Annotated in this window: 2 protein-coding genes; one reads left to right on the forward strand and one right to left on the reverse strand. The window is 73.8% G+C overall.

Features of this window, described 5'->3' with window-relative positions:
- Nucleotides 1-464: TetR family transcriptional regulator C-terminal domain-containing protein (locus G3I65_RS05975; protein ID WP_160695212.1), on the forward strand; the 464-nt coding region annotated here is incomplete at its 5' end.
- Between the two features lie 469 nt (nt 465-933).
- Here the strand turns inward: G3I65_RS05975 and G3I65_RS05980 are convergent.
- On the reverse strand, nt 934-1214 hold a 281-nt coding region (locus tag G3I65_RS05980), incomplete at its 5' end, for a GPP34 family phosphoprotein (protein ID WP_203612292.1).

Raw genomic sequence — 1214 nt, forward strand, 5'->3', positions numbered from 1 at the left:
CGGTGCAGCACTACTTCAAGACCAAGGACGAGATGCTGCTGTTCGCCTTGGAACACCGGCACAAGCTGCGCACCGAGCGGATCACGGCGAAGGTGCTCGCCGAAGGCCCGCCGACGCCGCGGTCGATCCTGCGCGCGTGCCTGGTCGAGATCCTCCCCCGCGACCCGGAAAGCGAGGGCGACTTCCTGATCGGCGTCGCGTACTTCATCCGCGCCGTCGCCGACCCCGCGATGGCGAAGGTGTTCGGCGAGGGCGCGCCGGAACTGCTGGCGTTCTTCGCCGACCAGGTCCGCCAGGCCCAGGAGGCCGGCACGGTCCCGCCATCGGCCGACCCGGCCACCGAGGCTGCGATCCTGTGGGCCCTCGCGGACTCCCAGGGCTCGGAAATCCTGATGGGCCACCGGACACCGGCCGAGGCAGTGGCCACAGTGGACTACTACCTCGGCCGGCTGTTCACCGGCTGACACCCAGCGAGCCCCCTCGGCTCCCTGGGTGCCGGATGCGCGGGGTGGAAGCGCCGTGGAGGACGCCCGCCCCGCCGTCTTTCCCGCGGCGACGCTCTGCCTGCCGCCGCGCTGGTCACGTTCACTTGCACGGCAACGGATCCGCGCCGTCCGAGCCGCGGCGCGCCGAACCCGGCGCGATCGCGGGTGTGCGGATCGCGATCGCCTGGCGAGGATTGCTCGGCCGCCGCCACTGCAGCGATCACCTCGCGAACACCCCTCAGCCACCACCTCCACCGCCGCCCGAGGCCGCCGAGATCGCGGCCGTGCGGGCCGCGGACCACCACGCAAGCCACCTGCGCAGCAACGGATCCGGTTCCGCCAGTGCATCCTCGGCCGCCGGAACCCGCCGCGCCAGACGCCGCACCCCTCAGCCGCTCCCGCCCCTGGTTCGCCGCCGTGCAAGCAGCGATCACCTCGCGAACACCCCTCAGCCACCACCTCCACCGCCGCCCGAGGCTGCCGAGATCGCGGCCGTCCGAGCCGCGTTCAGCTCGCGGATCACCTTGCGCAGCGCCGGGACCGCCGCGCCCGCCTGCTCCTCCAGCTCCGCGATCCGGGCCTTGTACCGCCGACGGTCCGCGCGCGGGAGCACCGTGCCCAGCTCGACCGCCGCGGCCAGCGACGTCAGCGCGGCGACGCCCGGTGGTACCTGGCCGTCACTCCGCAGCGCCGACGCCACCTCGTCGTGGAGCGCGGCCGCCTCGGCGC

This window comes from Amycolatopsis sp. SID8362, from assembly GCF_010550475.1.
Classification (GTDB): Bacteria; Actinomycetota; Actinomycetes; order Mycobacteriales; family Pseudonocardiaceae; genus Amycolatopsis; species Amycolatopsis eburnea.